This is a genomic window from Nesterenkonia massiliensis (genome assembly GCF_000455245.1).
In the GTDB taxonomy this organism is placed as follows: domain Bacteria; phylum Actinomycetota; class Actinomycetes; order Actinomycetales; family Micrococcaceae; genus Nesterenkonia; species Nesterenkonia rhizosphaerae.
The window spans coordinates 1-24,501 of sequence record NZ_HG005167.1; the positions used below are offsets into that span (position 1 = coordinate 1).

24 protein-coding genes and 1 pseudogene are annotated in these 24,501 nt (G+C 64.2%); 10 read left to right on the forward strand and 15 right to left on the reverse strand.

Going from position 1 to position 24,501, the window contains the following annotated elements:
- Nucleotides 1–634: 634 nt before the first annotated feature.
- The 10 genes and pseudogenes from TX78_RS05545 to TX78_RS14605 form a co-directional block, all read right to left on the reverse strand.
- Nucleotides 635–946, reverse strand: coding sequence for a metal-sensitive transcriptional regulator (locus tag TX78_RS05545; RefSeq protein ID WP_044494528.1), 312 nt, complete (start codon nucleotides 944–946; stop codon nucleotides 635–637).
- 16 nt (nucleotides 947–962) lie between these two features.
- Nucleotides 963–2,906 (reverse strand): annotated as a pseudogene (locus tag TX78_RS05550) (heavy metal translocating P-type ATPase).
- Between the two features lie 333 nt (nucleotides 2,907–3,239).
- Nucleotides 3,240–3,812 (reverse strand): YdhK family protein, encoded by a 573-nt coding sequence (locus tag TX78_RS05555; protein WP_044494529.1) that lies wholly within the window; start codon nucleotides 3,810–3,812, stop codon nucleotides 3,240–3,242.
- Nucleotides 3,813–3,931: 119 nt separating this feature from the next.
- A complete protein-coding gene (locus tag TX78_RS05560) occupies nucleotides 3,932–4,198 on the reverse strand; it encodes a YHS domain-containing protein (protein WP_044494531.1) in 267 nt (88 codons plus the stop codon).
- 42 nt (nucleotides 4,199–4,240) lie between these two features.
- Nucleotides 4,241–6,583, reverse strand: a complete 2,343-nt coding sequence (locus tag TX78_RS05565) for a heavy metal translocating P-type ATPase (protein ID WP_044494533.1) — start codon at nucleotides 6,581–6,583, stop codon at nucleotides 4,241–4,243.
- Nucleotides 6,573–7,547: a hypothetical protein gene (locus TX78_RS05570; RefSeq protein ID WP_044494535.1), complete on the reverse strand. Its 975-nt coding sequence runs from the start codon at nucleotides 7,545–7,547 to the stop codon at nucleotides 6,573–6,575. Before TX78_RS05570 ends, TX78_RS05565 begins: the two co-directional genes overlap by 11 nt.
- 1 nt (nucleotide 7,548) lies before the next feature.
- On the reverse strand, nucleotides 7,549–7,761 hold the full coding sequence (locus tag TX78_RS05575; protein ID WP_044494536.1) for a heavy-metal-associated domain-containing protein: 213 nt from the start codon (nucleotides 7,759–7,761) through the stop codon (nucleotides 7,549–7,551).
- Between the two features lie 38 nt (nucleotides 7,762–7,799).
- Entirely contained in the window at nucleotides 7,800–8,183 is a 384-nt protein-coding gene (locus TX78_RS05580; RefSeq protein ID WP_044494538.1) for a hypothetical protein, read from the reverse strand.
- Nucleotides 8,184–8,256: 73 nt separating this feature from the next.
- Nucleotides 8,257–8,841 (reverse strand): hypothetical protein, encoded by a 585-nt coding sequence (locus TX78_RS14600; RefSeq protein ID WP_222704261.1) that lies wholly within the window; start codon nucleotides 8,839–8,841, stop codon nucleotides 8,257–8,259.
- A 323-nt stretch (nucleotides 8,842–9,164) separates the two neighbouring features.
- Nucleotides 9,165–9,497 (reverse strand): helix-turn-helix domain-containing protein, encoded by a 333-nt coding sequence (locus TX78_RS14605; RefSeq protein WP_147640433.1) that lies wholly within the window; start codon nucleotides 9,495–9,497, stop codon nucleotides 9,165–9,167.
- A gap of 366 nt (nucleotides 9,498–9,863) precedes the next feature.
- On the opposite strand from TX78_RS14605, the gene TX78_RS12960 reads away from it, so the two are divergent.
- Both TX78_RS12960 and TX78_RS05595 read left to right on the forward strand, forming a co-directional pair.
- A complete protein-coding gene (locus tag TX78_RS12960) occupies nucleotides 9,864–10,787 on the forward strand; it encodes a C40 family peptidase (protein WP_049897534.1) in 924 nt (307 codons plus the stop codon).
- Between the two features lie 63 nt (nucleotides 10,788–10,850).
- The gene (locus tag TX78_RS05595; protein WP_044494541.1) at nucleotides 10,851–11,189 is read left to right on the forward strand and encodes a hypothetical protein; all 339 of its coding nucleotides are present in this window, start codon (nucleotides 10,851–10,853) and stop codon (nucleotides 11,187–11,189) included.
- Nucleotides 11,190–11,296: 107 nt separating this feature from the next.
- Here the strand turns inward: TX78_RS05595 and TX78_RS05600 are convergent, their stop codons facing one another.
- Nucleotides 11,297–11,941 (reverse strand): NAD(P)-dependent oxidoreductase, encoded by a 645-nt coding sequence (locus TX78_RS05600; protein WP_044494543.1) that lies wholly within the window; start codon nucleotides 11,939–11,941, stop codon nucleotides 11,297–11,299.
- Between the two features lie 117 nt (nucleotides 11,942–12,058).
- Here TX78_RS05600 and TX78_RS05605 point away from each other — a divergent pair, with 117 nt between their 5' ends.
- Nucleotides 12,059–12,910 (forward strand): DNA-formamidopyrimidine glycosylase family protein, encoded by an 852-nt coding sequence (locus TX78_RS05605; protein WP_044494545.1) that lies wholly within the window; start codon nucleotides 12,059–12,061, stop codon nucleotides 12,908–12,910.
- Nucleotides 12,911–12,938: 28 nt separating this feature from the next.
- Here the strand turns inward: TX78_RS05605 and TX78_RS05610 are convergent, their stop codons facing one another.
- From TX78_RS05610 to TX78_RS05620, 3 genes are all read right to left on the reverse strand, one after another.
- A complete protein-coding gene (locus tag TX78_RS05610) occupies nucleotides 12,939–13,400 on the reverse strand; it encodes a VOC family protein (protein WP_044494547.1) in 462 nt (153 codons plus the stop codon).
- Between the two features lie 118 nt (nucleotides 13,401–13,518).
- Complete coding sequence (locus TX78_RS05615; RefSeq protein WP_044494549.1) at nucleotides 13,519–13,737, reverse strand: helix-hairpin-helix domain-containing protein; 219 nt, start codon at nucleotides 13,735–13,737, stop codon at nucleotides 13,519–13,521.
- A gap of 47 nt (nucleotides 13,738–13,784) precedes the next feature.
- The gene (locus TX78_RS05620) at nucleotides 13,785–14,291 is read right to left on the reverse strand and encodes an SRPBCC domain-containing protein (RefSeq protein WP_049897536.1); all 507 of its coding nucleotides are present in this window, start codon (nucleotides 14,289–14,291) and stop codon (nucleotides 13,785–13,787) included.
- 294 nt (nucleotides 14,292–14,585) lie between these two features.
- Here TX78_RS05620 and TX78_RS05625 point away from each other — a divergent pair, with 294 nt between their 5' ends.
- A complete protein-coding gene (locus tag TX78_RS05625; RefSeq protein ID WP_044494551.1) occupies nucleotides 14,586–15,734 on the forward strand; it encodes a glycerol dehydrogenase in 1,149 nt (382 codons plus the stop codon).
- A gap of 37 nt (nucleotides 15,735–15,771) precedes the next feature.
- Here the strand turns inward: TX78_RS05625 and TX78_RS05630 are convergent, their stop codons facing one another.
- Entirely contained in the window at nucleotides 15,772–16,680 is a 909-nt protein-coding gene (locus TX78_RS05630) for a LysR family transcriptional regulator (protein ID WP_044494923.1), read from the reverse strand.
- Between the two features lie 82 nt (nucleotides 16,681–16,762).
- Between TX78_RS05630 and TX78_RS05635 the strand changes: the two genes are divergently transcribed.
- The 6 genes from TX78_RS05635 (at nucleotide 16,763) to thrB (ending at nucleotide 24,402) form a co-directional block, all read left to right on the forward strand.
- Nucleotides 16,763–17,509, forward strand: coding sequence for a LysE family translocator (locus TX78_RS05635; RefSeq protein WP_044494553.1), 747 nt, complete (start codon nucleotides 16,763–16,765; stop codon nucleotides 17,507–17,509).
- 52 nt (nucleotides 17,510–17,561) lie between these two features.
- Nucleotides 17,562–19,244, forward strand: a complete 1,683-nt coding sequence (gene argS / locus TX78_RS05640) for an arginine--tRNA ligase (RefSeq protein WP_044494554.1) — start codon at nucleotides 17,562–17,564, stop codon at nucleotides 19,242–19,244.
- A gap of 11 nt (nucleotides 19,245–19,255) precedes the next feature.
- On the forward strand, nucleotides 19,256–20,725 hold the full coding sequence (gene lysA, locus TX78_RS05645) for a diaminopimelate decarboxylase (protein ID WP_044494557.1): 1,470 nt from the start codon (nucleotides 19,256–19,258) through the stop codon (nucleotides 20,723–20,725).
- A 52-nt stretch (nucleotides 20,726–20,777) separates the two neighbouring features.
- Entirely contained in the window at nucleotides 20,778–22,103 is a 1,326-nt protein-coding gene (locus tag TX78_RS05650) for a homoserine dehydrogenase (RefSeq protein WP_044494559.1), read from the forward strand.
- A 68-nt stretch (nucleotides 22,104–22,171) separates the two neighbouring features.
- Nucleotides 22,172–23,311, forward strand: coding sequence for a threonine synthase (gene thrC, locus TX78_RS05655; protein WP_044494561.1), 1,140 nt, complete (start codon nucleotides 22,172–22,174; stop codon nucleotides 23,309–23,311).
- 23 nt (nucleotides 23,312–23,334) lie between these two features.
- Entirely contained in the window at nucleotides 23,335–24,402 is a 1,068-nt protein-coding gene (gene thrB, locus TX78_RS05660; RefSeq protein ID WP_049897539.1) for a homoserine kinase, read from the forward strand.
- Nucleotides 24,403–24,501 lie beyond the last annotated feature (99 nt).

Sequence of the window (24,501 nt, forward strand, 5' to 3'; positions counted from 1 at the left end):
ATTTCCAAGTGACCTTGATCGCGCGCGTACGGGAACAAGACCGGATTCTTCGGATGATTCGACATGGCTCAAGCATACTGAGATCACAGCCACGCCACACGATGCACGACAGCATTGCCGCGCCAATTCCGCCGTCTCCGACCGCGAACATCACACATAGAGGAACTGCCGCTGCAGCATATGAAGTCCTACTCGGCTCGCCCAGAACGCCTCTAATAGGTGACGTCTTACACCTGCCCGAGAGTTTGGTTATCCTCGATGGGCCCGAAAAGCCTACCGACTCTGTGAACTTGGTGGATTACCGCTAGACGGGCGACGTGGGATTCTCTCACCAAGCGGAGTCGTAGCATGCCGTAAGCATTTTCCCTAACTGCTCGGGACAGCGCCTCCAGGGCTACCTCGGTGACGTCCCGCCAGACCCAGGGCGCTTCACCGTGCGAGTCCGAGCTGTGAGCGGCTCGAAGCTTCGCATCGGATACGCCCGTCAAAGGCACGGTCACGGCAAGCTATGCCAGTACATGGCGGTCAAGGGAGTCGACCAGCGTGTTACCCGCGCAGGAAGTCCGAGGTGCCAGCGATCGGTCAACGTGGGGAGGACGCGGGCGGCGATGCTCATTGACGGCGGTCCCTGTGGTTAGGACTTCACGAGGCGGGCGATGGCGGCTGAGGCTTCGCGGAGCTTCTGCTCCGCGTCGTCTGCCTGAGCTTGGATGGCGTCGGTGACGCAGTGTTTGAGGTGGTCATCGAGCAGACCCAGAGCGACCGTATTTAACGCGGAGGTAATGGCGCTGATCTGGGTGAGGATGTCGATGCAGTACTTGTCCTCGTCGATCATGCGGTGGATGCCACGGGCCTGGCCTTCGATGCGTTTCATCCGGGCGAGGTACTGGTTCTTGTCGCTGATGTAGCCGTGGCCGGTCGTTGCCACGGGTGCCGTATTCGTCATAGTTCTTCCTTTTGGGTCAGGAGCGGTCGAGGATGCGGTTGGTGCTCGCTTCGGGCGTGAGGTCGAGGCGACGCAGCAGCTGGGCGTTGAGGGCGACGACGACGGTGGAGGCGGACATGAGGATTGCGCCGATGCTCATGGGAAGCACGAACCCGATGGGCGCGAGCACACCCGCTGCGAGGGGCACGGACACGAGGTTGTAACCGCCGGCCCACCACAGGTTCTGCTTCATCTTGCGGTACGAGGCGCGTGACAGCTCGTAGATCGAGAGTACCGAGCGCGGGTCGGAGGAGGCGAGGATGACGCCGGCGGAACCGATGGCGACGTCGGTGCCTGCTCCGATGGCGATGCCGACGTCGGCCTGGGCGAGGGCGGGGGCGTCATTCACGCCGTCGCCGACCATCGCGACCTTGCGGCCCTCGTCTTGGAGTTCTGCGACCTTGGCGGCCTTGTCCTCGGGGCGCACGCCGGCGAAGACCCGGTCGATGCCCAAGTCCTTGGCGACTGTGTCTGCGACGGCTTGGGCGTCGCCGGTGATCATCACCACCTGCGCGCCCTGTGCGTGGAGGGCGTCGACGGCGTCGCGGGACTCGGGCCGGATCTCATCGGCCAGCCGCAGTGCCCCGATGACCTCGCCGTCGGCGAGCACATGGAGGATGATCGCGCCCTCCTCCCGTCAGTGGTTCGCCACCGGCAGCTCTCGGGCGGAATGCTGTTCGAGCAGGTAGGGGCCGCCGACCTCGATCACGGTGCCGTCGACGGTCGCCTTGACCCCGACCGCGGGCGAGGATGAGAACTCACTGGCCCTCGGCACGTCCAGATCGCGCGCCCGCGCGGCTCCAGTGATCGCGTGGGCGAGCGGGTGTTCACTGTCGGATTCGGCGGCTGCGGCCAGGGCGAGAACTTCGTCCTCGCTCCGGTCGGCGACTGGGTCAATACCGGTAACGGTGGGCTCACCCTTGGTCAGCGTGCCGGTCTTGTCGAAGAGCACCGCATCCACCGTGCGCATCGACTCCAGCGCGAGGCGATCCTTGACGAGCACCCCGCCATGGGCCGCCCGCTCGGTCGCGATGGAGACGACCAACGGGATCGCCAGGCCCAGGGCGTGCGGGCAGGCGATCACCAGCACCGTGATGGTGCGCACGACCGCGGCATCGGGCATCCCGACGAGTGTCCATACGATCGCGGTGATCACTGCGGCCCCGAGGGCGAACCAGAACAACCAGGCCGCAGCTGTGTCGGCGATCCGCTGCGCGCGAGACGACGACGCCTGAGCATCGGCAACGAGCTTCTGAATCCCGGCCAGGGCGGTGTCGTCGCCGGTGGCGGTGACCTCCACGCGCAGCCCGGAGTCGGTGGCGACGGTTCCTGCGACGATGTGGTCGCCGCTCTCGCGGCGCACGGTCTTGGACTCGCCGGTGACCATCGACTCATCCATCGAGGCCGAGCCGTCGACGATCCGACCGTCGGCGGGTACCGACGAGCCTGGCCGGACGATCACGACATCGCCGACCCGAAGGTCTGCCGGAGCGACCTTGATGATGTCGTCGCCGTCTACCTTCTCCGCCTCGTCCGGCAGCAGAGCTGCCAGCGAGTCGAGCGCGGAGGTGGTCTGGGCCAGCGACCGCATCTCGATCCAGTGCCCGAGGAGCATGATCACCACCAGTAGGGCGAGCTCCCACCAGAAGTTCAGCTCGTGATCGAGCAGGTGCAGGGTCGCACCCCAGGACGCGATGAACGCCACGGTGATCGCCAGCCCGATCAGCAGCATCATGCCGGGTTTACGGGAGCGGACCTCGCTGATCGCGCCGGTCAGGAACGGCCATCCGCCCCAGAAGTAGATGACCGTGCCGAGGATCGGGGAGACCCACCGCACCCACTCGGCGTCGGGCAGGTGGTAGCCGATCAGGTGGGCGAACATCTCGTTGAAGCCGACCACCGGGACGGCGAGGACGAGCATGATCCAGAACAGCCTGCGGAACTGCCCGACATGATCGCCATGCCCGCCATGACCCCCGTGCCCGCCATGACCCCCGTGCCCTTCGTGAGCGGAATCACCCGCGTGCACGTTGTGTCCACTGTGATCCTGATGATCGGCGTGACCGTCGTGCCCAGCATCGTGGCTGTGAGCAGAGTGGTCCTCGTGCTGGTGGTCGTGATGCGCGCGACCATGCTCGGGCGCGGAGTCGTGCTCTCGGGTCGCGTTGCCGCCACCATGATCGTGATGATGTTCGCTGTGCTTGTCGTTCATACCGGTCTCACTGCTCCTGGTCCGCGTCCGTCCTGTGGCGGGTTAGCTGGTGGGTTCGATTTCGCTTTCGACGACCCACTTGTGGTTGGTCATGGTCATGCCGTCGGCTTCGTAGTCGACGACGTAGACGGTCTCGTCGGTGGAAGACGCGATCGTCGCGGTGACACCGCTCATGCCTTCCATATGATCGGCGAGCAATACCACCTCGGTTCCATCGGCAAGGCGCTGGTCACCGGCGTCCTCGATCTCTTCCTGCACGACCCACTTGTGATCCAGAACCGGGGAACCTTCTTCCGGGGTGTAGTCAACGGAGTAGGTGTAGGTGTCGTAGGCGCCAACGATCGTCGCTGTCGCGCCGTCCATGCCGGGCATGTGATTCGCGGTGAGTGTCACCTCGCTGCCCACCGGATAGGTCGGGTCGGTGGCGTCGACCATGCCGTCAGGCACCGGGCCGCCATCTGCCGGGTGATCCATACCGTCGTGGTCGCCACCGTGACCGCCGTGCTCGGCAGAGGGTGACGCCTCGGGCGTCTCTTGGTCGTTCGCACACCCAGCCAGTGCCAGGATGCCGCCGAGTGCAGCGACGGCGATGCTAAGTCGTAGATGCTTGTTCATGTGTGTCAATCCTTTCCTCGTTTCCCGTCGGAGCCGGGTCTCGTGCTAGCTCCGCTGCGGCGGATACTGCGCCCACCGTGCAGGGGAGTGGGCGGACGCGGCCTCCGATTCACTTGCTGTCAGACGACGTTGACGTACTGCTGGGGGTTGGCGTCGAACAGGGGTCCGCAGGCAGCGCAGCAGAACCAGTACCGCTCACCCTCGTAGTCGCGGTAGAGGCCAGCGGCCTCGGCCTGCGACTTGATGACCGGCGTACCGGCCATCACGAGGCATTCGGTGACATCGTCACTGTTCGCCGTCGCGAGATCGTCGGCCTTCGGGGTATGGCCGCTGCAGCCGCCGGAGGCAGCACTGTGGCCGTGGTTGTGGTGATCGTGTGCAGACATCGTGGATGGTGTCCTTTCTGATGTGATGACGGTTCAGTTGTCTTAGCCCTGTGCCGGCTGGCGTGCAGGGGCGTTCCCCGCGGGGGCGGCCTGGTCGTCGTCGGCCTTGGCCTTGAATGTGCGCAGCCGCAGACTGTTACTCACGACGAACACGGACGAGAGCGCCATCGCGGCTCCGGCGAGCATGGGGTTGAGTAGCCCGAAGGCAGCCAGCGGGATTGCGGCGGTGTTATAGGCGAAGGCCCAGAACAGATTCGTCTTGATCGTGCCCAGCGTCTTCCGTGACAGGCGGATCGCGTCGGCGGCAGCGCGCAAGTCGCCGCGCACCAGGGTGATGTCGGCGGCCTCTATCGCGACATCGGTGCCGGTGCCCATTGCCAGGCCCAGGTCGGCTTGGGCGAGTGCGGGAGCGTCGTTGACGCCGTCGCCGACCATCGCCACGGTCTTGCCCTCACCTTGCAGGCGGGTGACGACGGCGACCTTGTCCTTCGGCAGCACCTCCGCATAGACCCGTTCGATGCCGACCTCGGCGGCGACCTGCTCGGCGACCGACTGATTGTCGCCGGTGAGCAGCACCGGAGTCAGGCCGAGTTCCTTGAACTGGCGGATCGCTTCAGCGCTGGTGGGCTTGATCTGGTCGGAGACCACGAGCACACCGCGCGCCTGGCCGTCCCAGCCGACAGCGATCGCGGTCTTGCCCTGCGACTCGGCCTCCCGCTTCGCAGCAAGGAGCTCATCGTCGAGATGGATCGACCAGTCGGCGAGCAGCGACTCGCGTCCGGCGAGCACGGCGTGGCCGTCGACGATGCCCTGCACGCCTTTGCCCTCGATGTTCTCGAAAGACTCCGGCGTCGGCAGCTCACCCACCTCGGAGGTGGCACCTGCGGCGATGGCTTGAGCGATCGGGTGCTCGGAGTAGTCCTCCAGGCCGCCCGCGATCCGCAGCAGCTCCTCGCGGGTGGTGCCGTCGGCGGTGAAGACGTCGGTGAGCGTCATCTTTCCGGTGGTGACGGTGCCGGTCTTGTCCAACACGATCGTGTCCACGCGCTTCGTGGATTCCAGTACCTCCGGTCCTTTGATGAGCACGCCCATTTGCGCGCCCCGCCCGGTGCCGACCAGCAGCGCCGTGGGCGTCGCGAGGCCCAGCGCGCAGGGGCAGGCGATGATCAGTACGGCGACGGCGGCGGTGAACCCAGCCGAGAGCGGGAATCCGGCCCCGATCCACGCGCCGAGTGCGGCCACCGCGACAGCGATCGCGATCGGCACGAACACCCCGGAGACGCGATCTGCCAGACGCTGGATCTCGGCCTTGCCCGATTGGGCATCCTCGACGAGCTTGGCCATCTGGGCCAGCTGGGTATCGGCGCCGACCCGGGTGGCCTTAACCACGAGGCGTCCTCCGGCGTTCACTGTGGCGCCGGTGACGTTGTCGCCCTCGCCGACCTCGACGGGGATGGACTCGCCGGTCAGCATGGACGCATCGATCGCAGAGCTACCGGAGGTGATGATCCCGTCGGTGGCGATCTTCTCGCCGGGCCGGACGACGAACTCGTCACCGACGCTCAACTCCTCGATCGAGATCCGCTCTTCTCTGCCGCTCCGCAGGACCGAGACCTCTTTCGCGCCGAGTTCGAGCAGGGCGCGGAGGGCGGCTCCAGCGCGGCGTTTGGAGCGCTTCTCGAAGTACCGGCCGAGCAGGATGAAGGTGATCACCCCGGCGGCGACCTCTAGGTAGATGTGCCCGAGGCCGTCGGAGCGGGAGATGGTGAACTCGAAGGGGTGGACGACGCCACGATCTCCCGCGGTGCCGAAGAACAGGGCGATGACTGACCAGATCATGGCGGCGGTCGTGCCGACGGAGATGAGCGTGTCCATCGTCGCCGCGCCGTGCTTGAGGTTCATCCAGGCAGCCTTGTGGAACGGCCACCCCGCCCAGACGACCACGGGAGCGGCCAAGGTGAGGGAGGCGAAGCCCCAGTAGTCGAACTGCAAGGCCGGGATCATCGCCATCGCGATGACAGGCACCGTCAGAATCGCCGACCCGATGAGCCGCTGGCGCAGCACCCGCAGCTCAGCATCCTCACGTGAGGTGCCGTCATCATCATTGCCCGGCGCGGGTGCGCCCGTGACGGCGGGGAGCTCGGCGGTGTAGCCCGTCTTCTCCACCTCCGCGATCAGCAGCTGCGGGTCATAGCCCGCCGGGGCGGTGACGCTGGCCTTCTCGGTCGCGTAGTTCACAGAGGCGGTGATGCCGTCGAGCTTGTTGAGCTTCTTCTCGATTCGGTTCGCGCAGGAGGCGCAGGTCATGCCACTGATCTGCAACTCGATCCCGGCAAGATTCACCCCGGAGCCGGTCGTCTGGGTACTGGTGTCCTCAGTGGTCATGGCCCTCTCCTTCCTCGTGCTCGCCGGTTCCGTCTCCGGGGCTTGGCTGGCTCTCACTGCTACCGGTGGTATCGATCACCAGTGGCGCGGTATGCACCTGCCCATCGACCTGGAAGTCCAGGTAGAGCAGGTATCGGCCCGGCGTGGGCGCTGTGGCCTCGAAGACGATCTCCGGGCCGGACGTTTCACCGGCGGCAGGTGCGTCAGCGTGGGGGTGGACGTGCAGGTAGGCCAGGTCTCCGTCGCGCAGGGCGACCAAGTGGCCGAACGCGCCCAGATAGGGTTCGAGCGTCGTGACCGATTCACCGTCACGGGTGACGGTCATGGTCAGCTCGGATGCCGAACCGGCGACGAGGTCACCGGACACGGCCACATCGAATCCCTCGACCGTGGTCGCCAGGGTGGGCTGCACCGGAACCGGCTCGTAAGAACCCGCGACCTGCACCATCGTGGACAAGGTCAGCCCCTCACCGGTCTCCGCCGGGACGAAGTCCGCGAAGATTCGGTAGGTGCCAGCCGACTCCCACTGCCAGGGGATCGACCAGATGCCGGTCTCATCCCGTTCGGGGTGGACGTGGGCGAAGTGCTGCCCGTCGGCGCGGACGGCAACCAGGTGCATTTCTTCCTCATGGTCGAGTTCAAAGTCGGTCACCGGGTTCCCGTCGGGCCCTGTGATCGCGAACGTCAGTTCGCCCTCGTCGCTAGGTCGGGTCGGTGCGCTCACACTGGTGAGCTGGTAGCCGTCCTGGGCCAGGCCGAGGCCCAGTGAGGCCGTGCCGGCCTCGTGGCCCTCATGCCCGCCGCTGTTCATCTCTTCTTCTCTGTGGTGGGTGTTGTCTGCGGTGTCTTCTGCCCAGGACTGCACGGTATCCTCTGGAATGATCGCGTTCGCCGTGAATGCGCTCACGCCGAACACGGCCACGAGGGCAAGCCCGTACAGGCCAAGCCGTGCAGCGGCTTTCATCTCAGCTCCTGACGGCGGTGTAGCCGGCCTCGTCGACAGCAGCGATCACCGCGGCGTCATCGACGGGCTGCTCGGCGGTGACCGCGAGACGCCCGGTCTGTGCGCTCACCTCGATACCAGTCACGCCGCTGATCTCGGAGACCTCGCTGCGGATCGCGATCTCGCAGTGCCCGCAGCTCATGCCGGTCACCTGGTACTCGGTTGTCGTTGCCATATCTATAACTCCCTCACTCGTGTCTGATTTATTCCAGACTATACCCAGGGGGGGTATGGTTCAACTGGCGGTTGCTTCGACCTCTTCCTGCGCCTGCCCGGTCGGGCGGACGTGGCGCAGCGGGTGGCGGCGATGATCGCCACCAGGCCTGCGACGACGGCGGAGACGATCGCGGCGGTGTTCATCCCGCCGGTGAAGGCTTTCTGTACTGCCGAGACGAGCTGTTCGCCGTGTGTGCCGGGAAGCTCCGTGGCGGTAGCCATCGCGCCGTTGACGCTGTCGGAGGCGTCCGCCGTCGCATCCGGTGACAGGCCGTCGGGCAGGAGCCCGCCGATTCGACTGCGGTAGGCGGCGATCCCGACGCTGCCGGGCAGGAAGCGCCGTGCGAACACTGGCGAGAGCGTGGAGACCACGATCAACACGGCCGCCGCGGGCAAGGCTGTCGCGGGAGTTGTTCTACGTCGCGATGACCCGGGGCAAGCCCCGCAACCACGCCTACGTGATCGTGCCCGACCCGCACGAGGTCGACAGCATCTCGACCAGCCCGAGCCGCTGACCCTGACAGACCGACTCACCAAGGTGCTCGCGTGCAGCGACGCCGACCTGTCCGCCCTCGAAACTCTCGCGCTCGAGGTAGACCGTCACGCCTCGCTGTCCACGCTGCTGGCCGAGTACGACGTGTTCGCCCGCGAAGCGCAGATCGACCGTTGGGCCACGCTGCTCGACGTCGCACCTTTCCCCGAGAACGTGGCCGACGGCGTGTTCACCAGCCCCTACTACGAGAACTTGAAGAGCGCACCTGCGCGTCACGAGGCGGTCGGCTATCTCGCCGCGGTCGCGCTCACCGAGCTCGCACCGAGGCTCAGGCCGGGCGACGACAAGGCCGACCCCGCCGCGCAGCTGGCCGACATGCTCGACCAAGCCTCTCAGAAGCTGCGGCCCGGTAAGCGAACCTGGGCGCGAGTCGCTGGACTCATCCCAACGCCTGCCGAGTCGCTCGCCGACGATATCCAGACCGCGCTCACCGAGCGGCAGGCACTCATCGAGGCCGGGGCACGCGAGCTGCTGCACGACGCCCAAGACGCAGGAGCCGCATGGGTGACGAAGCTCGGTCAGCCGGGTTCACGATCCGAGGCCCGAGAACGGTGGAAGGCGCACGCGACCATCGTCGCGCTGTACCGCTACCGCCACGAAGTCACGGGCACAGCACCGCTCGGGGATGCCAAGGCCGTCACGACCGCAGACCAAACAGCCGAGTATCGGTTCGCTCAGGCCGAAGTCGCCAGCGCGCCTCAGCACCCCAAGGAAGAACTCTGGCCAACGGTGACGCACCCCACAACACGACCAATCACGCGGCTTGTGAGACGTGGTTTCACCTCGCCGTTGCGGGGCCGCGACCCGTCTCAGATGTCTTTCGTGTACCGCCAGATCGTGCTGCGGTGCTTGTTGAAGCGCGCAGCGATAGAGCGGACGCTCTCACCGCTGGTCCTCGCCGTTCTAATAGCGTCTACTTCTTCTGGCGTGGGAGGCGTTCTAGGCGGTCTGCTCGGCTCTGTCACGACATCGAAGTCGCTCTGCTTCCGCGTGGCTTCGCCATCGTAGACACCCCGCCGTGCCTGATCCCACACCACTTCTAGGTGCTCGAACCGATGCTGTAAGTTCGGTTTAAGTCCATTAAGGAGCACTCTGCGAAAAAGCCCTACATCTCGTTGTTTGGAGAGGTGGGGCTTTTTCATTGCTTCGACTCGCCTCACACGGGTTCAATGCCGGGTCTTTAGTTCGCTGGGCCCCAAAAGTCGCGGCAACGGCCGGACCCTAGCAACGGCTCGTTATGCGATCGTGATTATCTCTGCGAAGTGCCAGAGTGACTGATCTCTCGACAAGCGGCATAAATCCCCGAAAATTCAAGGATCGAAGAGGATGGCGGGCGCAGCTGCCACCTTCTCGGCGGCCCCTCTCGTTATCCGGATGTTACATACGTTATGGAGTTGTTATATAGTGCTCTGTGTCTTCGGATGGCCCTCGTGTCGATCCGCTGCTTGGTCTCGCCCCACCGGTGAGGCGAAGCATCTAACTACCGCAAATAGACAGAGGACTTTGAAATGACCAGCAACACCACCAGCCGCTCCCGCCGACAGCAGCGTCGCACTGCACGTCTGAGCAGCGCGACTCTCACCGGCCGGGCCACTGTAGTCGCACTGGCGGCAACAGGTCTTGTAGCCAGTGGCGGAGTCGCCGCCAACGCCGAGACTCCTGCAGATGCAGGACGTGCGGCCACCACCATGGACCTCGGTGCTGCGTTGCAGGCCGAGCCCGCATCTGCGAACTCTGCAGTGACCGTCGCCGCGGGCGCTGACATCCCCCTGAGCTTTGACCGCCCCATGGTCAAGAGCACACCGGCTCCGGAACCAGCACCGCAGCCCGAACCGGTCGAAGAGACCGTAGCCGCTGAGGCACCAGCTGAGCCCCAGGGCACTGTCCAGCCTGCCCAGGAGCCCCAGGGCACTGTCCAGCCTGCCCAGGAGCCCCAGGCCACTCCGCAGTCTCAGCCTGCACAGGCCACCGCGCCTGCCGAATCCGTGACTCAGCAGGCGCCCGCTGAGTCCGCCCCGCAGCAGTCAGCCTCCGCTGACACCAGCAGCGGAACAACCGTGGCCTCCTCCAGCGCTGCCCCAGCTCCAGCCACCAACGGCAACGGTCTGGTCCAGGCTGCCTATGCAGGTATCGGTTCACCCTACCTCTGGGGTGGCACCTCCACTGCTGGTTTCGACTGCTCCGGCTTCATCAATTGGGTCTACAACCAGGCTGGCCGCGGTGGACTTCCCCGGACCACCTATGCAATGGAAGCTTCGCTGCAGCATGTCTCCAGCCCGCAGCCCGGTGACATTGTGCTGGCCAACGGTTCCTCCCACGGGGGAATCTACGTCGGCAACGGCCAGGTCATCTCCGCAACGCCATCCGGCGGTGTGCGTCTGCACGGCATGAACGAGGGCTGGCACCGGGTCAATGCCATCCTCCGCGGCTGACCCAGCGGTTGATTTCCTAGGGTTTCGTCAGCAACTGTGAGTTTTGACCTCTAGCCTGAGGTGATGAACTCAGCCCAAGGAGATGAATCCGACGATGCCGCACCGGGAAGCCGCAACTCCCAGAGAGCAGCTAGTGCTTCCCAGGCAGTGAAAGAGCTCGGGGAGACCGCGACCGGAAGAGCCTCCGGGGATCGGGCCACCGAGATTGAGGAGCGTTGGGAGAACCGGCTGGCCTGGCCGGTGCTGATCGCCGCGATCGTCTCGGTGCCAGCGGTGTTCCTGACCCTGCTGGATGAGCCCTTCGAGATGATCGGCCATATAGGACTGTGGCTCGCCACAGTCGTGCTCGTGGCAGAGACCGTGGTGCTCTTTCTGGTCTCATGGGCGCCATGTACCTCCTAGTGCGCGAGCCGCGGGACCAGAACGACCGCGACAGCACTGCCAAGGAATAGCGTATTAATGAAGGCCCGGAGACATCCGCAGTCTCCGGGCCTTCATTATGCTGGAGTTCAGTACGCTACAGCGAAGCGTGTCCGCCGGTGCTGGGGCTTCTCGATCCCATCTACCACCGCAATAGCAAGGTCCTCGGCCGAGAGATCCGAGTTGCCGGCCTCGTCACTGAGCAGAACATCGCCGCCCAGCCGGTAAGTGCCCTTGCGCTCACCGGGGTTATAGGCCCCAAAACCAGCGGCAGGGCTGACGTAGAACCAGTCCAGGGAGTCATCACTGCCCTGCAGCTTCTCCCATACGCTGATCAGCTCGAAGGCCTCGGGCTTGAACTCTTCGGGGAAGCGGTCAGTATCGATCAGACGTGGACCATCTTCGGCGACTTTCAGGGAGCCGGCGCCGCCAATCACACCGATGCGGATGCCGGTCTCCAAGGCGATAGGAATGAGGGTCTGTGCGACCTCAAGCACTTTGCCCTCCATGTCACCCCGCGGAGCCAGAGCAAGGATCAGCACGTCGGTCTGCTGCGCAAGCTCTTTAAGGAAGGTTCCGTCGGTAGCATCGCCACTGACATAGCGCGGCCCGTCAGCCTGCTGCTCGGTAGCTCGCCGTGCCACAGCGGTGACCTCATGTCCGCGTGCTGCAGCCTCCTGCGCAATGGCTGCGCCAGCGTAGCCGGTGCCACCGAGAACTGTGATTCGTGTCATTGAAGCGCTCCTTGCCGTTGTTGTCCGCAAATGGGGTCAGCGCAAGAACAACGACGGCGCCCCCACACTTCCCACAGGTGCGCCCCTGACTGGAGGCTGACGTGCTTAGGATGGGTTATGCCCGAGCTTCCTGAGGTGCACGCCCTAGCTGCTGACCTGAGCTCCCGACTGGGAGGCCGCCACGTTGAGCGCCTGGACCTGCTGTCTTTCACCGCGTTAAAGACCTTCGATCCGCCTGCTTCGGCACTGAATGGACTTCAGGTGCAGGCAGTGACCAGGCATGGTAAGTTCCTAGATTGTGTGATCGGCGAGTTGCATCTGGTGGTTCATTTGGCCTTGGCCGGGTGGATCAGATGGCGTAAAGATGCTCCGCTGTCGGTGCGTCCACGAAAGAGCGCGATCGCTGCGCGCCTGGTGCTGGAGGATGGTTCGGGTGTGGATTTCACGGAGGCCGGAACCAATAAATCCTTAGCCCTGTATCTGGTCAAGGACCCAGCAGAAGTTCCCGGCATAGCACAGCTGGGTCCGGATGCCCTCGCAGTGAATCAGGAGGAATTCGCGCAACTGCTCGCTGGCCAGGGCAAGGCGCGGATCAAAACAGTACTGCGCAAGCAGTCGGTACTCGCCGGGATTGGCAATGCCTACTCAGATGAAATCCTCCATGCTGCGCGGATGTCGCCGTTTCACCCCGCGGACATGAACGACGACGACGCCGCCCGGCTCTATGCTGCGATGCGTCAGGTGCTTCTTCAGGCTATAGACCGCACCGAAGGGCACCCGGCCAGTGAGCTGAAGAAGGAGAAGAAATCAGCTTTGTCAGTTCACGGCCGATTCGGTGAATCCTGTCCGGTTTGCGCTGACAGTGTTCAGCAAGTCGTCTATGCAGATTCCAGCTTCCAGTACTGCCCGACCTGCCAGACAGGGGGCAAGAAGCTCTCAGACCGCGGCATAGACAGACTGCTGAAATAGTCAGCCGCGAACCGAGCTGCCCGGCAGATCAGTCCAGGCAGAACTCGTTGCCCTCGGGATCTGTCATCACAATGAAACCGTTGCTCATCGGCGGGGCGGGCTCATGGCGTTCCCCACGCTGAGCGCCCAGAGCTACTAGCCGAGCACATTCTCGCTCAAGGACTGCCATCCGCTCTTCACCCTCAAGACCTGGCGCGGCCCGCACATCCAGGTGTACGCGGTTCTTGGCGCTCTTAGCCTCCGGGACCTGCTGAAAGAAAATCCGTGGGCCAACGCCGTCGGGATCCTCGAGAGCTGAGGCACTGTTGCGCTGCTCCTCTGGCACCCCGGCTTGGTCCAGGAAGGTGTCCCAAGCTGCTTGACCGTCCTCGCCCGGTGCCAGTTCTACCCCAGGCGGTGCCGGGTGTACGTAGCCGAGAACCTCTGCCCAGAATGAGGAGAGCGCTGCGGGGTCCTTGGCATCAAATGTGATCTGAATGGTGCTGCTCATGGTCTTCGCTTTCTTTTGGGGCAGGTCGGATCCAGTGTGGCGGAGGAATGCGCAGACCGTCCTGATCAGATGGGACAGGTGTCTGGTCGCGCCAAAATCCGGTTGAGTAGCGGCCTGTTCAGTCTTCCTTAAAATCTAGGCCTGCCGCCGCTAGCGCAGGTTCCAGAACGCGGATGGCCTTGGGCCCGACCCCGTGAATGGCCAGGAGCTCCTTGCGGGTGTGCTTTGCTGCCTCGGCGAGGCTGCTGATTCCCGCATGGTGCAGCTCGCGTACTGCAGTTTTGCCCATCTCGTTGGGTAGGTCTCCCACGGGACGAACATCTGGGGTGTCAGCCATGACTGATCTCTTTCGTATTGGGGTGGTCCATTATCACGGACCCCTGGTCAGGTTCGCAGCACCTCGGCCTCCAGGCGGGCGTAGCTGGTTTCCATGCCCTCTGTCATGCCTGTGGCAAGAATGGAATCGCGCATCTCGGCATCGGCGTAGGTGATCACCAGCGTCAGCAGAGTTCCATCTTCCAATGGTGTCAGGGTCTGCTCATTCAGGGTGGCAGGGCCAGGGAAACCTTCCATGGATTCGGTGGTCACCTCCCGGTGCGGAGGGGCGGACTCTTTCAGCTCCCCGGTCAGGGCGAAGGGCTCGCCCTCGACGCCGGGCTCGGGAGTCCACGCATAGCGGTAGGTATCACCGACGGCGTGGGCCACCGTCACTTCGCTCATCATCCAGCCGTCGGGTCCCAGCAGCCAACGCTTCAGCAGTTCTGGATCATGGTGAGCCTGCCAGACCTGCTCTACGCTGCCGCGAATGACGCGGATGAATCGTGCCTGCGTCTGGCCGAGTAGCTGAGTGTCCATACCGTGACCGGCGGCGAAGCTGCGCAGATCCGCCACGGACTTCAAAGCTGTACCCTTCCTCCGCGGTGAGGAACTCCCAGTAGCCAGCTGAGCGGTCGCCGTCGGGACCAGTCATGTAGTACTCACTGCGACCTCCGGGGTGCTGGTTTGAAGATCAACTTCGCGCGCGGTGCTGCTGCCCCTGGCCCGATCGCTTGCGCCAGTTGGGGGCCCGGCGGACTCGCCGCGATTCGCCTGCAAGGGTAGACGTACCCAGTAGGCGTTCATAGACTGACGGCGCCAGCCCTTGATGAGGCCCAGTCAAGAGAATGCAATCAGAGTGGAGTGACTATGAGCACCGTCGTCGAACATGTCCTGGCAGCCCCATCCCGGTACGTCCAAGGCCGGAACGTCATTCAGAAGCTGGGAAGCCATCTGAAGTCCTTGGGGTCCACACCTTTGTTGGTAGCCGACGATGTGGTCTGGGAGATCGTGGAGGACTCCTTGACTAAGGGCTTTGAAGAAGCTGACCTTCCTGTGACCCGTGTCGGCTTCGGCAAATTCGCTACGGCCGAGGCCGTGGACTCCCTCGTAGAGACTCTTCGTAACGGGGATCACGATGTCATCGTCGGCATCGGCGGCGGTTCCGCCATCGATGCGGTCAAAGCCGCAGGCCACCTCGCCGGCATCAGCTGGGCCAGTGTCCCCACGGCGGCATCCTCGGACGCGCCCACCTCAGCGCTCGCGGTGATCTACACAGATGAAGGTGAGTTCGTGGAATACCGGTTCTTTCCCAAGAATCCGGACCTGGTGCTCATTGATACTGTCCTGGTGGCCAATGCCCCGGAGCGGTTCCTGGTCGGGGGCATTGGAGATGCGCTGGCCACCTGGGTGGAAGCACGCGCCGTTGCTAAGACCCGGGCCAAAACCATGGTGGGCGATGCCCCAACCTATACCAGCACCGCTCTTGCGGAACTGTCGTGGAAGATTCTGTGGGAGAACGCCCTGGACGCCCTGGATGCTGTGCGCTCCAGAACGGTCACTCCCGCCTTAGAAGCCGTGGTGGAGGCAAACACGCTGCTCTCCGGTCTCGGCTTCGAATCCGGGGGACTGGCTGCGGCCCACGCCATTCATAACGGCATGACAGCTGCCCCACAGACCCATGGCCTGACCCACGGTGAAAAGGTCAATATCGGCACACTGACCCAGCTGATCATGGAGGGTGCGCCATCGGCGGAGATCGAAGACTTCATAGTCTTCAGCACCAAGGTTGGACTCCCGAACAGCCTCGCCGAAATTGGCCTGACTCCTGAGGATCAGAAGGAGATTCGCGCTATCGCCAAAGCTGCCACGGTCGAAGGCGAGACCATCCACAATATGCCCTTCACGGTGACCCCGGAACTGGTTGCCGAGGCTATGACCGTGGCTGAGACCCTCTCCCGCCGCATCCGTGCAGAGCACGGCCTGCCCGAACCGCAGCTGTATCAAGCCGAGCACTAAGAAGCTGGCTGCTGAGGCCCTCGCGCCGGTGCAGTAATTACGACGACGGCGGCGTCGTCGTCGCCTGATGCTGGAGTGAGCTGAGGGCGGCGACGACTACCGGGCTGCTGGCTTGCGAGGTCCGCACATGAGCCACAATTCTCCGCACCGGTGTCGGATCGCTCAGCTGCCGCACCACTAGGCCCTCTGGCATATCAAGCAGTGCCAGCGGAGGCAGCACAGTGATCCCCAGGCCGGCGCGAATCAGACTCAGTGCCGCGTGGTGGTCATCTAATCGTGCTGAGAAGACAGGGGAGTATCCGGCCGCCTGGCAGGCGCTGCGGATGATTCGACCCGTTGGGCTGTCGTGGATGTCATGGTCCACCCACATCTCCTGGCTCAACTGGCTCATGCTCACGCTGCTTTGACCGGCAAGGTCATGGTCTGCAGGGAGGACGGCATGCAGCTGCTCCAGCATCAGGACTTCACGGGTGTAACCCTCCAGGTGAGTCTCTACCTCTTCTGGAACTTCGTTTCGGATATCGATATCAGCTGGCCGCGGTCCCGGTGCTGCATGCGGTTCGTTGAGACTGACCTCCACGGTCAGTTCACCTTCAACCCGCCGAGCCGCGGTGATGGCATCCGGCAGCCATTGCTGGGATGCCGAGGAGAAGCAGGCGATGGAGAGATGCGTGCTGCGCCCGTGCCGCAGGTCCTCGGCTAACCGTGCTAGCCGGTCCAGCCCCGCTAGGGCCTCGGCGGCATGTTCTGCAAGGTGTTGAGCAGCCGACGTCGGACGTATGCCACGACCGTCACGCTCAAAGAGCACAAGATCGGTTTCCCGCGCGAGGGCAGAGAGATGCTGGCTAATTGTGGCAGGGGAGTAGTGCAGGTTCCGAGCCGCAGCCTGGATGGAACCAGCCGCTACTACCGCCTGCAGAACGCGGAGGCGTTGGGGATTCAGCACATCCTTCATTATTCGTTACTGGCGAATGATTCGCCATATTTCATTGCTTGTGCCCACGTAGAGTGCGGGCCAGCATGGAACAGTGAGTCTCAGCACCTACTTCGCACTGGTCGGCGTCGCGGTCATCTTGGCCGTGATCCCCGGACCGGACACGATGCTTTCACTGCGCTATGCGCTGTCCTCCCGCCGTGCCGGGTTGGGTGCCGCCACCGGCTCATCCCTGGCGGCCTTCGCCTGGGCGGCGTTAGCGGCTACCGGGCTGGCGGCTCTTTTTGAGACTTCACCCCTGGCCTACGAGATCCTCAGCCTGGTAGGCGGTGCTTATCTGATTCTCCTGGGTCTCCGTGCCGTCTCCGCTGCGCGGCTGCGCATGCGCGCAGTCTCCCTGGCGCGAACCCAGGAGAAGATACTTGTAGGTGCAGGGGAATCTCAGGCGTCACCTGCTTCACTGACGGCCGGAGATGTCGTTGACGTCACCGCTGCTGCCCCTGTGAAAATTTTGCGCGCCCGTACCGGGCTGCTGGCCGGGATGGCCACGTGCATGACCAACCCCAAAGTGGGGCTGTTCTTTCTCGCCCTGTTCCCGCAGTTCACTCCGCAGGAGGCGTCACTTGTCTTCACGGTGGGAGTTCTCGGAGGAACTGTTGCGCTGACCATGTATCTGTACCTGATCGGCGTCGTGCTCTTAGTAGATGGGGCAAACCGCTGGCTGTCGAATCCGCGGATCACCGGCTGGATCGAACTGGTCAGCGGCGCAACCTTGATGGTACTGGGCCTCTACATGCTCACCACCGGAGGTTGGGGACTTACCCAACTGCTGACTGCCTAGGTCGCCGATCCGGTGCGGTGGGAGTGCTGCCGTGAGGCTTTAGGATAGTCGGGTGACTCCCGAAGAACTTTCCGCAGCCGTACAGTCCGTTCTCACCGACGCCGTCGAAGCCGGTGAGCTGAACCTCCCCGAAGGTTCGGTGCCGCAGGAAGTCCGCGTGGAGCGACCCAAGAACCGCGACCACGGCGACTGGGCCACTACCATCGCCCTGCAGCTGGCCAAGCCCGCAGGCGCCAACCCCCGCCAGCTGGCTCAAGTACTGGCCGCACGTATCGAGAACATCGACGGCGTCTCCGCAGTGGACATAGCCGGTCCCGGATTCATCAACATCACCCTCGATGCCGCCGCTGCAGGACAGCTGGCCAAGAACATCGTCGACGCGGGCGAGACCTTCGGTCACACTCAGGCTCTTGCCGGGCGCACGGTGAACTTGGAGTTCGTCTCTGCCAACCCCACCGGTCCGCTGCACATCGGCCACACCCGCTGGGCGGCACTGGGCGACGCCGTTGCTCGGCTGCTTCGCGCCTCCGGGGCCGACGTTACCAGCGAGTACTACATCAATGACGCCGGCAACCAGATGAACGTCTTCGCCAATAGTGTGATGGCCCGCATCCACGGTGAAGACGTCCCCGAGGGTGGCTACCCCGGTGAATACACCAAGGATCTAGCTGCAGAAGTCCTCGCCGCCCGCCCAGAGGTCAAGGACATGCCGCGAGAGGAGGCCCTGCCGATCGTGCGCGAGCTGGCCTATCAGTCCCAGCTGGCGCAGATCAAGCAGACTCTGGCTGATTTCGGCGTGCACTTCGACGTCTACTTCTCCGAAACCACCCTGCACAACGAGGGCAAGATCGAATCCGCGATCGACACCCTGCGCGAACAGGGACACATCGAAGACCGCGACGGCGCCATCTGGCTGCGCACCACCGACTTCGGGGACGATAAGGACCGCGTGCTTATCAAGGCCGACGGGGAGCCTACATATTTCGCCGCCGACGCCGCCTACTACCTCACCAAGCGCGAGCGCGGCTTTGAAGAGAAGATCTACCTGCTGGGGGCCGATCACCATGGGTACGTCGCGCGGCTGAAGGCCATTGCAGCCTGCGCAGGAGATGACCCGCAGAAGAACATCGAGATCCTCATCGGACAGCTGATGAGCGTGCGCGGAGCCAAGCTCTCCAAGCGCGCCGGTAACATCATCGAACTGGCGGACCTCATCAACTGGCTGGGCACAGACGCGCTGCGCTACACCCTGGCCCGGTTCCCCGCTGACTCGCCCATCGATGTGGACCCCGAACTGCTGCAGTCCAAGACCAACGACAACCCGGTCTTCTACGTCCAGTACGCCCACGCCCGGGCTTGCAATGCCGCCCGCAATGCGGCCGCCTTCGACGTCGCCCGCACTCGCGAGGACGGTCAGCCCGCTTTTGACGCCAGCCTGCTGACCCACCCCACGGAAGAGGAGCTGCTGGCGCACCTGGGACGCTTCCCCTCCACGGTGGCCTCCGCCGCGGAACTCCGCGAACCCCACCGGGTGGCGCGCTATCTGGAGGCACTGGCCAGTGCCTACCATGCGTGGTACGCCAAATGCCGGATGTCCCCGAGCACCCATCAGGACGGCACCGTTGATGAGGTCACCGACCTCCACCGGACTCGGCTGTGGCTCAATGACGCCACCGCCCAAGTGCTGCGCAACGGACTGAGCCTGCTGGGCGTCTCTGCGCCGGAAAAGATGTAAGGGAACCCCGCATGAACCTCGCACACCCCCTGGCACCGGAATGGCTCAGCCCCCGGACCGATACCGCAGATCTCGAAGCCGCACTACTTCCTCGCGACGCAGTGCGCAATGACGAGGGCGAACTGACTCTCGGCGGGGTCAGTGTCAGTGCCCTGGCAGCAGAGCACGGAACACCGCTGTATGTGATCTCCGAAACCGAGTTTCGTACCCGGGCCCGCGAGTTTCGCGAAGCCTTCACCGCGGCCTTCGCCGCCGATGACAGCGGTGTTGGAGCAGAGGTGGACGTCTACTATGCCGGAAAAGCCTTCCTCTCCACCCATGCGGCCCGCTGGGCAGCAGAAGAAGGTCTCTGCGTAGACACCGCCAGTGGAGGAGAGCTGGCCATCGCCCTTGCCGCAGGGGTTGCGCCTTCCCGCATCGGGCTGCATGGTAACAATAAGTCCGAGGCAGAAATCCGGCGCGCCCTGGAAGCCGGAGTGGGCCGGATCATCGCTGATTCCCTGGACGAGATCGATCGGATCTCCCAGATCGCTCAGGGGCTAGGCGTCGAAGCGCCCGTGATGCTGCGGCTGACCCCGGGCGTGCACGCCTCCACCCACGAGTACATCGCCACCGCCCATGAGGACCAGAAGTTCGGGCTCTCGCTGACACCGGCCGTTGACTACCAGCGTTCAGATCACGACGACGCCGCGAACCCATACCTGGGATCACCGGCCTGGACGGCAGTAGAGCGCGCGCTGGATGCCCCAGGGATCAACCTCCTCGGCCTGCACTGCCACATCGGATCGCAGATCTTCGAAGCTGCAGGCTTTGAGGTTGCCGCCGGAAAGCTCATCAGCTTCTTGGGCCAGCTGCAGCAGGCCCACCAAGTCGTCCTGCCGGAACTAGACCTCGGCGGCGGTCACGGAATCGCCTACACCGAAGCTGATACCCCACGCGCCCCGCGCCAGATCGCCGAAGCCCTAGCTGCCGCAGTGCGCACTGCCTGCGCCGAACACGGCATCGGCATTCCGCGCCTGAGTATCGAGCCCGGCCGCGCCATTGTGGGACCTGCAGGTGTGACCCTCTACAGCGTCGGCGTGCAGAAGGACGTCGTCGTCGAAGACGGCGTGACCCGCCGGTATATCGCTGTGGACGGCGGCATGAGCGATAACGCCCGCACGGTGCTGTACGACGCTGACTACTCAGCAGTAGTGGCCAGTCGGCAGATCACCGGTGAACACGTGCTGTCTCGCATCGTGGGCAAACACTGCGAATCCGGTGACATCGTAGTGCGAAACGTATACTTGCCAGCGGCTGTGCGCCGGGGAGATCTGCTCGCGGTTCCAGCCACCGGCGCCTACTGCCACTCGCTGTCGAGCAACTACAACTATCTGACCCGCCCGGCCGTCGTCGCCGTAGCTCAGGGGGAATCCCGTGTGCTCATCCGCCGGGAGACAGAGGAACAGATGCTCAGCCGCGATACCGGCTACGCGCCCTGACCGGCTGCTGACTGCCAATAGTCACACATAGTTACCAGGCGAAGAGGTGGGAATGGCTCAGGCCGAGGACATCGTCAGGATCGGACTGCTCGGTGCAGGAAATGTGGGCGCCCAGGTGGCCCGCACGCTCGTGGAGGAACGCGAGCTGATCTCAGCGCGAGTGGGCACACCGGTCAAACTCATCGGCGTAGCAGTGCGCGACCCCGAGGCTCCGCGCGACTGGAAGATCCCGGGCGAACTGCTCACTACCGACGCTGAGGCGCTGGTGGATGAAGCTGATCTGATCGTGGAACTCATCGGCGGCTATGAGCCGGCAGGTGCGCTCATCGAACGCGCCCTGCGCCGCGGGGCTGCTGTGGTCACCGGGAACAAGGCCCTGCTGGCCACCCGCGGAGCCGAACTCGATGCTATCGCTGCAGAGACCGGCGCCGTGCTGCGCTACGAGGCCTCGGTAGGCGGCGCGATCCCGATCCTGCGACCCATCGAAGAGTCCCTCTCCGGTGACCGCATCACCAAAGTCATGGGGATCGTCAACGGCACCACCAACTACATCCTGGACCAGATGGACACCACCGGCGCCGCCTTCGCCGATGCCCTGGCCGAGGCCCAGAAGCTCGGCTATGCCGAAGCGGATCCGACTGCTGATGTGGAGGGGCATGACGCGGCAGCAAAGGCTGCCATCCTAGGCACCCTGGCCTTCCACGCGCCCTTCACCCTGGATGAGGTCTACTGCGAGGGAATCTCCCAGGTCACTGCCGATGATATTGAAGCTGCAGCCGCCTCCGGTTATGTCATTAAGCTGCTGGCCATCGCGGAGAAGCACGATGACGGCGCAGTGCTGCGAGTACACCCCACTCTGCTGCCGCGCACGCACCCGCTGGCCAGCGTCCGCGGAGCTTTCAATGCGGTATTCGTGGTGGCGGAGAACGCCGGTGAGCTGATGTTCTACGGTCAGGGTGCCGGCGGCAAGCCCACCTCCTCAGCCATTATGGGCGACGTCGTGGCTACCGCCCGCCGGCTGCGCGCCTGCGTGGCTGAGACCCCCACAGTGCCGGCCGGTGCCCACCTGCCTGCCCTGCCCATCGAACGGGCCACCACCCAGTACTACATCGATATGCAGGTTGCCGACAGGGAAGGCGTCATCGCTGAAATCGCTCAGGTGTTGGCAGATCACCACGTCTCCATCGAATCGATGCGCCAGCCCGGCAGCGTGAGCGTAGAGGGTGAGGTGGAATCCGGGGAGAGCCTGGGTGCCCAGGTGCAGATTGTCACCCATCTGGCCCTGGAGAAAGATCTCGACGCCACGGTCAAACAGCTGAAGAGCCTGGATGTGGTCAAATCAGTGACCTCCGTGCTGCGCGTCGAAGTGGGGAAATAACCCCTCCCGCACCCCGGCGCGCACGCGTCACGAGACCTTTATAGTCAGTTCAGAGAACGGAGCAGCACGTGGCCCATCAGTGGCGAGGAGTGATCCGCGAATACGCCGAACGTCTTCCGGTGACAGAATCCACCGAAGTGATCACGCTGGGGGAGGGCGGTACCCCACTGGTACATGCCCCGGCGCTATCGGCACTGGTGGATGGCACGGTCTATCTGAAGGTGGAGGGGATGAACCCCACCGGATCCTTCAAGGACCGCGGCATGACTATGGCTATCACCTCCGCGGTGGCCGAAGGGGCCAAGGCCGTGGTCTGTGCCTCTACCGGAAACACCTCTGCCTCAGCAGCGGCCTACGCCACCCAGGCCGGCCTCACCTGTGCGGTGCTGGTGCCGGCAGGCAAGATCTCCATGGGCAAGCTCTCTCAGGCAGTGGCCCACGGTGCCGAACTGATCCAGATCGACGGCAACTTTGACGGCTGTCTTGACATCGCGCGCAAACTCGCGGAGAACTATCCGGTCTTCCTGGTGAACTCGGTGAATCCCTCCCGCATCGAGGGGCAGAAGACCGCCGCCTTCGAAGTGGTCGACGCCCTGGGGGATGCCCCGGACTACCACCTGCTGCCGGTGGGCAACGCCGGGAACATCACCGCATACTGGAAGGGCTACCAGGAGTACGCGCAGCCCTGGAAGAAACCCGCTCACCCCGGTAACCCGGCCCACGACGACGCCGTCGAGCTGCCTGCCGTGGCCACCAAGACGCCCATTATGTGGGGTTTCCAGGCCGCTGGCGCGGCACCTATCGTGGCTGGCCACCCCATCACCGAACCCGAGACCGTGGCTACCGCGATCCGGATCGGCAATCCCGCCTCCTGGGAGAAAGCCGAAGCTGCACGTGATGAATCCGGCGGCGTGATCGAGGCCGTGACCGATGAGGAGATCCTCGCAGCTCATCGCTGGCTGTCCTCGAAAGAGGGCGTTTTTGTGGAGCCCGCCTCCGCCTCCGGAGTGGCTGGTCTGATCAAGAAGCACTCCGCCGGTGCTGCACCGGCCGGGAAAACCTGGGTGATCACCGTCACCGGCCACGGCCTCAAGGACCCCGACTGGGCCATCAACAACCCGGCGCTGCAGAATGAAAACGGCGAGGGCGCCCAGCCTACTCAGGTCCCGCAGGATGTGGAGACCGTGGCGCGAGCACTGGGCCTCTGAGGCTGGATCGGGGACGACGGAGCATGTCAGCAGCCGAAGTGAACCATCTGGGCCAGCTGGGCCAGGGGCAGCCGCCAGAAGCCGCAGCCGGCTCAGCAGCCGAGCCGTTGCGGACACCGCTGGAGCAGCCGCTGGCCTTCACGCTGCGGGTCCCGGCCACCAGCGCCAACCTTGGACCCGGATATGACTCCATGGGCTTGGCTCTTGAACTACGTGATGAGATCGAAGTAGAGGCACGTCCGCGGAAGAACCCGGCGCAGCCGGCGGTGGACGTCGTCGTCGTTGGTGAAGGTGCCGCTGATCTGCCTACCGATGCTTCGCATCTGGTGGTCGCCGTCGTGGAGAAGATCCTCGCCGCCAAGGGCTACTCCCTTCCTGATCTGAGCGTCCGGGCCACCAACGTCATTCCGCACTCGCGGGGACTGGGTTCATCGGCTGCGGCCATCGTGACGGCCGTGCTCACCGCAGACCAGCTGCTGCGTGCCTCTGCAGAAGGCATAGGTCTCAGCGATGATGAGAAGCTGCAGATCGGTTCACGGATTGAAGGACACCCTGATAATTATGTGCCCGCCTTGCGCGGGGGAGTCGGTATCTCCTGGGAGAGCACACCTGAGGGCGACGGCGCCCGCCGTTTCCGCACCGCTGCGCTTGAACCGCACCCGGAGCTGACGGCGATAGTTGCCATCCCTGGTTTTGTGCAGTCCACCGAAGCCGCCCGCGGGTTGCTCCCGCCAACGGTCTCTCATACCGCGGCCGCCCGCAACAGCGCCCGTGCCGCCCTTCTGGTACACGCCTTGACGCAGGACCCCGACCTGCTGCTGGAGGCCACCGAGGATTCGCTGCACCAGGAGTACCGACGGCCGGCTTTCCCCGCTGCGATGGCGCTGGTGGACTCGCTGCGGGCTGCGGGATTCCCCGCTATGATCTCCGGTGCCGGCCCCACTGTGCTGACCCTGGTCACCACAGAGCGAGCCGCGGCGGTGAGCCAGCATATTGAAGCCTGGGGACGGCAGAGAGACACCGCAGATACTTTCCGACCGGTCAATCTGCTTCTGGCCCGTTCAGGTGCTACAGTGGAGTCAAGCCCCTAGTTAGCGCAGACGCAGATCTGCGAGGGGATCATTGCAGTTCTCCCATGCAGAGCGCATCACTTCTTATGGAGAACTGGTCATGCAATCCCGACGGTCACA

Coding starts and splice junctions, on each gene's coding strand:
- TX78_RS05545 (WP_044494528.1), bottom strand. CDS start 946: ATGACGAATACGGCACCCGTGGCAACGACCGGCCACGGCTACATCAGC.
- TX78_RS05555 (WP_044494529.1), bottom strand. CDS start 3,812: ATGAACAAGCATCTACGACTTAGCATCGCCGTCGCTGCACTCGGCGGC.
- TX78_RS05560 (WP_044494531.1), bottom strand. CDS start 4,198: ATGTCTGCACACGATCACCACAACCACGGCCACAGTGCTGCCTCCGGC.
- TX78_RS05565 (WP_044494533.1), bottom strand. CDS start 6,583: ATGACCACTGAGGACACCAGTACCCAGACGACCGGCTCCGGGGTGAAT.
- TX78_RS05570 (WP_044494535.1), bottom strand. CDS start 7,547: ATGAAAGCCGCTGCACGGCTTGGCCTGTACGGGCTTGCCCTCGTGGCC.
- TX78_RS05575 (WP_044494536.1), bottom strand. CDS start 7,761: ATGGCAACGACAACCGAGTACCAGGTGACCGGCATGAGCTGCGGGCAC.
- TX78_RS14605 (WP_147640433.1), bottom strand. CDS start 9,497: ATGAAAAAGCCCCACCTCTCCAAACAACGAGATGTAGGGCTTTTTCGC.
- TX78_RS12960 (WP_049897534.1), top strand. CDS start 9,864: ATGACCAGCAACACCACCAGCCGCTCCCGCCGACAGCAGCGTCGCACT.
- TX78_RS05595 (WP_044494541.1), top strand. CDS start 10,851: ATGAACTCAGCCCAAGGAGATGAATCCGACGATGCCGCACCGGGAAGC.
- TX78_RS05600 (WP_044494543.1), bottom strand. CDS start 11,941: ATGACACGAATCACAGTTCTCGGTGGCACCGGCTACGCTGGCGCAGCC.
- TX78_RS05605 (WP_044494545.1), top strand. CDS start 12,059: ATGCCCGAGCTTCCTGAGGTGCACGCCCTAGCTGCTGACCTGAGCTCC.
- TX78_RS05610 (WP_044494547.1), bottom strand. CDS start 13,400: ATGAGCAGCACCATTCAGATCACATTTGATGCCAAGGACCCCGCAGCG.
- TX78_RS05615 (WP_044494549.1), bottom strand. CDS start 13,737: ATGGCTGACACCCCAGATGTTCGTCCCGTGGGAGACCTACCCAACGAG.
- TX78_RS05625 (WP_044494551.1), top strand. CDS start 14,586: ATGAGCACCGTCGTCGAACATGTCCTGGCAGCCCCATCCCGGTACGTC.
- lysA (WP_044494557.1), top strand. CDS start 19,256: ATGAACCTCGCACACCCCCTGGCACCGGAATGGCTCAGCCCCCGGACC.
- TX78_RS05650 (WP_044494559.1), top strand. CDS start 20,778: ATGGCTCAGGCCGAGGACATCGTCAGGATCGGACTGCTCGGTGCAGGA.
- thrB (WP_049897539.1), top strand. CDS start 23,335: ATGTCAGCAGCCGAAGTGAACCATCTGGGCCAGCTGGGCCAGGGGCAG.